At 44.9% G+C, this 5,847-nt stretch carries 7 protein-coding genes; all 7 read left to right on the top strand.

Translation table 11 applies throughout. The features are described 5' to 3' along the window. Positions 1-2,462: hemagglutinin repeat-containing protein (locus tag HMPREF1022_RS16395; RefSeq protein WP_009301316.1), on the top strand; the 2,462-nt coding region annotated here is incomplete at its 5' end. Continuing rightward, entirely contained in the window at positions 2,459-2,746 is a 288-nt protein-coding gene (locus HMPREF1022_RS17840; protein ID WP_009301315.1) for a hypothetical protein, read from the top strand. The genes HMPREF1022_RS16395 and HMPREF1022_RS17840, both read left to right, overlap by 4 nt. A gap of 75 nt (positions 2,747-2,821) precedes the next feature. Continuing rightward, a complete protein-coding gene (locus HMPREF1022_RS17835) occupies positions 2,822-3,040 on the top strand; it encodes a hypothetical protein (RefSeq protein WP_009301314.1) in 219 nt (72 codons plus the stop codon). Between the two features lie 159 nt (positions 3,041-3,199). Then, positions 3,200-3,634: a barstar family protein gene (locus tag HMPREF1022_RS16820; RefSeq protein ID WP_008684795.1), complete on the top strand. Its 435-nt coding sequence runs from the start codon at positions 3,200-3,202 to the stop codon at positions 3,632-3,634. Between the two features lie 29 nt (positions 3,635-3,663). Continuing rightward, positions 3,664-4,131, top strand: a complete 468-nt coding sequence (locus HMPREF1022_RS00015; protein ID WP_147568333.1) for a hypothetical protein — start codon at positions 3,664-3,666, stop codon at positions 4,129-4,131. A gap of 57 nt (positions 4,132-4,188) precedes the next feature. Further along, on the top strand, positions 4,189-4,827 hold the full coding sequence (locus HMPREF1022_RS17830) for a hypothetical protein (protein WP_009301313.1): 639 nt from the start codon (positions 4,189-4,191) through the stop codon (positions 4,825-4,827). Positions 4,828-5,354: 527 nt separating this feature from the next. Next, positions 5,355-5,847, top strand: a 493-nt coding sequence (locus HMPREF1022_RS18395) for a hypothetical protein (RefSeq protein WP_009301312.1), incomplete at its 3' end; no start/stop codon positions are given.

Here is a 5,847-nt window from a genome sequence, read left to right as displayed (position 1 = left end):
TACCAGAGCACGGCCAAGGGCAGCGAAACAGAACGACGGCCCAGAATGCCGGCAGCCTGGTACAGGCAGGCAATGACATCAGCATAACCACCGGGCGCGACATCAACCAGATAGCATCGCACATTGAAGCCGCACGCGATGTGAACCTGAACATCGGGCGCGACTGGAACATGCTTGCCGGTCAGGATTCCCAGAGCGCATCGGCCTGGCGGAAGGATGTGCAGGCCGGAATCGCGCTTTCCTTGCAGCAGAATGTTTCTTCCGCCGTGCAGGCTGTGGCCGATCTGCCGCAAGCCATGGGCAGCGGTCAGGGCGGTCTGGGATATCAGGGCGTCACCGCCGCCAGCGCCGGGCTGAAAGCCGTCACCAGCGTCTATAATTCCATCTTTCAGGTGGTCAGCGCGTCATTGTCTGTCGGCGGTTCCACGTCCCAGCAAAAGTCTTCCTCATCCTCAAGCACGGCTTCCCCCTCCACGTTGCTGGCCGGGCGCGACCTTGAGGCCGTCAGCGGGCGGGACATCACCATTGAAGGCGGCCGCGTGCAGGCCGGTCATGACATGGCCTTGGGGGCTGGCCGTGACCTGAACATCGTCGCAGCCACCAATACCTACGACAGCAAACAATCCGCCTCATCCGCCTCGGGCGGCGTGAGCGTGAGCTTGGGCTTTGGCTCCAGCGGCATGGCCGTTTCCGGCAGCGTGTCCGCCTCCGCGTCCGGCAGCCAGGGCAAGAGCAGCGGCACAAGCTACACCAATGCCCTGGTAGCGGCGGGCAATCATCTGGAAACCACTTCCGGACGCGATACCAACGTCAAGGGCGCGCAGGTGCAGGGCAACACGGTGGACATGGCCGTGGGTCGCGATCTGAATGTGCACAGTCTGCAAGACACGGCCCAGAGCTCCGGCAACTCCTGGTCCCTGGGCGGCAGCATCGGCTTTGACGCTACGGGTCTTGTACCCGACAAAATCATGGGAATACCGGTGACCGGAAGCAACGGCTCCGGATTGAACATCGGCGGCGGCACCAGCAGCGGTTCCATGGCCTGGGTCAACGGCCAGACCAGCATTACGGCCAAAGAAGACCTGGATATCTACACTGAAAAAAATACGGACATCAAGGGCGCGGTCATCGCGGCGGACAACGGCAATCTGACGTTGAACACCGGCAGCCTGACGTATTCCGATATTCAGGACAAAAACAAGCAGGAAAATATCTCCGCCAATATCGGCCTCGGTGGTCAATTGGAGAACGCTTCTCTTTCGGGAGACTACGGCAAAACGGATCAGGAGCAGATCAACCGCGCCACAGTGGGTCAGGGGACGGTGATTATCCGCTCTGATCCCACCCAGGGATTGGAGGGCCTGAACAGAGATATCGCCAAGGCCCAGGAACTGACTAAAAACGAAAAAGTCAGCGTCACGGTCTATGTGGACAGCACGTCGATCAAAGAACTGGCAAGCGGCTTTGAAGGAACCATAGAAGGCGTCGAAAAGTTGGGGGAAAACCTCCAGCAGATCGTCAGGGAATGGAAAGCCATTACCGCCGCCTTGCCCGAGAACGCCAAAGGCCTTGGTCAGGCGGGCCTGGACGCAATGCAGGCCATGCTCCGCGGCGGCGCGTCTTCCGAACAGGTGGAGCAGTTAATGAGCGATCCGGAGTTTCAAAGGCTTATCACGGGCCTCGGATCTGCACGCCCTGAAGGTTCTGATTCTGCTCCTGGACAGATTCAGAAAGGAGAAAATGGAGTCTGGAGGGTTAACATAACCCCCGGTGACGCGTCATATTTGGTTGGCCAGATGGTGCAAGTTTACGAGTACTTAGAAACTATTCCATATAAAGATACAGTTTCCGTTGCCCTCATGGGGCTACAGGCGATATGCGCGGGCCCGATAAGCATCATCAAAAATGTGGTTGGTGGCGAGCTGATGGGGGCTGCGACCCAGGAACTGGCTTCATATCTTATAGTCGACAAGTTCCATGGCGGGTCGCAGAGCGCCCAAATAGAAACAACCCCGGAAGGCTTGGCGACAGAGATCAAAGCCACGCAACTCTTTCTTGATCTCGGCCTCGGTGTCGGGGTAGGAGTTCTGGCCGGGGGGATTAAGTCTGTTGGTAAAGATCCTGCTAAACCAGTGGATTTTTCTCCAAACGAATTGTTTGCTTCAGCGAGCAAGCCTTATAACGGGCAGGGAATGAGTGCTGCGGGGCGAGCTGTAATGAAGCATCCTGAATATTTCGGTTTTAGCTCTCAAACAGAGTTACAAGCGGTATATAGGACTGAGGCACAGAGAAATGCACTTGGAGAATCATTTATTAAAGAAATACTAGAGAGTGGCAGTATGACTACAGGAGCAGGTGGAAGATGGAAAGAAGGATGGGTAACTTATACTCTGCCTGATGGTAGAGCAGCAAGCTGGACAAGTTCTGGAGAATTTATTGGATTTAGAGGAGTTCAAAAATGAATGGAACGAAAAAATTATTATTTGATTTAGCCTCTGATATTAGATCAAAATATAAATACATGCCAGTATACAGAGATAAAGGAGATGATTTATTTGAAATCACTATAACATTAAAAAAAGAGCTTGTTTTTATTATATGGCCTAGAAGTAAATTTGTTCTCAACTTATCAGACATGAAAACATCTTTAAAAAATGCATTCGAATTCTATGAAAAAGAACTACTTGTAGCTTCAGAAGATGAAAAAAACTTTCCTGAAGAAGAAGGATCGTATATAGATATATAAAAATTTATATTATATACTTCCTATAGTTAAGAAGTTCTCTCAGTCTTGGCAATGGTCACCAACGGAGGAGGAAATATGAGCTCAGATAGATATCTACAACTAAAATTCAATAGGTTCATTGATGAAGTAGGTAAACCTTATATAATAGCATTTAAACATGAAAATCTACCTATTGTTTTAATAAAAAAACTCGAAAATGGAGAAATAGTATATAATTTCTTTGAAACCTCAAACAAGCTTGTATTGATGTGTAAAGATTGGGAACTTCTTATTAAAAAAGGAGAATCAATTTAGAAATTATATATAAATAATCATGCAGCATACCTAACCTCTAACAATTGGCATTCTATTTAAAAACATCATCTATTCTTATTTTTCATTTTTGATAAAAATATAAATGTATCATGTAATTCATTATTACACTATAGCTAGTAAAAACGAAAAAATACAGATATGAAAGTGAAGAATCTTTTTTATTTCGTACAGCGCCCCAAAAAACTGTCGTATGCATCAATAGCATCTTGCCTTATAAAAAAGAATATAAAAACGACTGATGAGCTATTTCATTCCCTTAATCAACAACTAAGCTTGCAGGTCTTTGAAGGGAATTGGGATGCATTGATGGATACATTATGTGATTTTGAAGATGTAAAAAAAAAATATATTATCATAATGCACGAAACTACATCTATGAATAATAATATACTTTTTTATTATCTGTCTTGCCTTATGGCGGCAGCATTGACATGGAAAAAATACTCAAATGAACATGTATTTTTACCTATTTTTTCAGAAAATGATAAAGAAAAAATTATAAAAATTCTTTATTCTGATAAATTGCAGGGGCGTTTTGAAATTATTGGTAAGGATCTGCATTTGAATGAATAATATACGGAAATGTGGTTGGTGGCGAGCTGATGGGGGCCGCGACCCAGGAACTGGCTTCATATCTTATAGTCGACAAGTTCCATGGCGGGTCGCAGAGCGCCCAAATAGAAACAACCCCGGAAGGCTTGGCGACAGAGATCAAAGCCACGCAACTCTTTCTTGATCTCGGCCTCGGTGTCGGGGTAGGAGTTCTGGCCGGGGGGATTAAGTCTGTCAAAGTTGATCCCATCCCAACGATTCCGGGCTTAACTGAAGGGCGCTTGCTGGGAGCCAATGGAGTGTATCTACCGGAATCAAAAACAATCATGCAAAAAGGTAACTGGCGTATTGATATTGAAAATACTAATCCCGGAGAACGGCCAGCAAGACTCCATCTTCAACTAACTGGGGATAGCAACAATATTTCTTTAATCCAACAAATAATTATTTTTATACTAGAGATGCAGATACAGGTATGTTTATACCTGTATCTGCATCGAAAAATAGAAATTTTTTGAATAATTCAGAAATGTTAAGTGCAATCAAAAAAGCACTTCATTATTTAGGAGAATAGCATGGATATGTCAGAAAATGTTATTGAACAACTTGACTATACCCTATGTACATATCCATTTGATCTACCAATTGAATATGAAAAATATATAGAGGATGCATTTATTAAAAAAAAAGGAGTGTTTAACTTCTCTAAAAATATCCATTACCTAAAGAGTAGGGGATTTTTTTCTTCGAAAAGTTATGAAGAGATAAGTGAATTCCAATTTAATATGGACCTTGATACGCATGAGCATATTGTTTGGAAGGGAATGCGCAAGAAAAATTATCTACCTGCTGCATTTACATTTGCATATAGGATACTTTGTGGATTTTCAAAAGAATATCCAGAATATATTCTTGTAGCGCTAATACAGGCGCAATTAATAACATATCCGGCTCCAGAGCCTATACGGACAACAGATCCAGGATCAAGAGTTTCCTTTTATTTTTACAGCCCTTGTGCTGATGGTGCTAAAGATCTTTATTGGTATAAAAATAGTCCGCCATACTGCAAAAAATCTATGTATTGGCGATTTAGCACATTTGATATTCCTTTACTTAGCTGGATGATTACAAAGACAAAACACGAAAATCGTGAAATTAAAAATACTAAAAGGCGCGAAAGATCCAAAACAAAAAATATATCTAACTATATATAATTTGTAGATAATCTTACTGTGAGGCATATTTCATGAAATACATTTTTTGCAATATTAGATAGTGAGATACATGAAAATAGAGAATTTTTTTATTTCGTACAACATCCCCAAAAACTGTCGTATGCATCAATAGCATTTTGTTTTGTACAAAATACTATGAAAACTAAGAAGAATTTATTTTATTTCCTTAACAAGCAATTTAAATTCCCAGAATTGGGATGCTTTAAATGATGCATAGTATGCGATCTAGAACATATTAAACAAAAAAAATTATAGTTATGCATGATAAAATTGAAATAGATGATAAAATATTATCTATATATTTATCATGCCTGGTTACCGCTGTATTAACATGGGAAAAACATTCTTATCGGCATATGTTTATACCAATTTTTTTAGTTGAAGATAAGGAAAATGTCATGAAAATACTTCATTCTGCGGATATAAATGGGGAGTTTAATATTTTGAGGAAACAGATTTTTTTGTCTTAGTACAATAAATAATTCCAATAAGGATTTCTATCTTATATGGCCCTCACCCCGACCCAGGTGGCGGCCCTGACCCAGGACATCATCTGGCTGGAAGAAGAAGAGCACATGGGCCGGAAGGTGCTTGTGCCCCACCTCTACCTGGCCTCGGCCACCCAGCAGGACATCGCGCCCGGCGGCGGCGTGCAGGCCAAAAACGTCTACATCAATGCCGGTAAAGGCATTCTGAACGAAGGCCGCATCAACGGCGAAAACGTGAACCTGGCCTCGGTCAATATCGAAAACACCGGCGGCCTGCTGCGCGGCGGCAGCCTGAACCTCACGGCCCTGAACGACATTGCCAACAACAGCGGCTTCCTCCAGGGCGGGGACATCAGCCTGAAGGCCGGGGGCAACATCGTCTCGCAAACCCTGACCCGCCCCGACGCGGGCAATGCCGCCCACCAGCACGTGCTGGCCCAGGGCGGCATCGAGGCCACGGGCACTGTGACGGCCGTGGCGGGCAACGACCTGGCCATCCCGGGGCTCCACG

This window comes from Desulfovibrio sp. 6_1_46AFAA (genome assembly GCF_000224635.1).
GTDB classification, from domain to species: domain Bacteria; phylum Desulfobacterota; class Desulfovibrionia; order Desulfovibrionales; family Desulfovibrionaceae; genus Desulfovibrio; species Desulfovibrio fairfieldensis.
The sequence above is the reverse complement of the archived record's forward strand: the minus strand, read 5'-3'. Positions and strand labels throughout refer to the sequence as shown.

Excerpts from the sequence above, each read along its gene's own strand:
- HMPREF1022_RS17830 (WP_009301313.1), top strand. The coding sequence starts at position 4,189 with ATGGATATGTCAGAAAATGTTATTGAACAACTTGACTATACCCTATGT.
- HMPREF1022_RS17840 (WP_009301315.1), top strand. The coding sequence starts at position 2,459 with ATGAATGGAACGAAAAAATTATTATTTGATTTAGCCTCTGATATTAGA.
- HMPREF1022_RS16820 (WP_008684795.1), top strand. The coding sequence starts at position 3,200 with ATGAAAGTGAAGAATCTTTTTTATTTCGTACAGCGCCCCAAAAAACTG.
- HMPREF1022_RS00015 (WP_147568333.1), top strand. The coding sequence starts at position 3,664 with ATGGGGGCCGCGACCCAGGAACTGGCTTCATATCTTATAGTCGACAAG.
- HMPREF1022_RS17835 (WP_009301314.1), top strand. The coding sequence starts at position 2,822 with ATGAGCTCAGATAGATATCTACAACTAAAATTCAATAGGTTCATTGAT.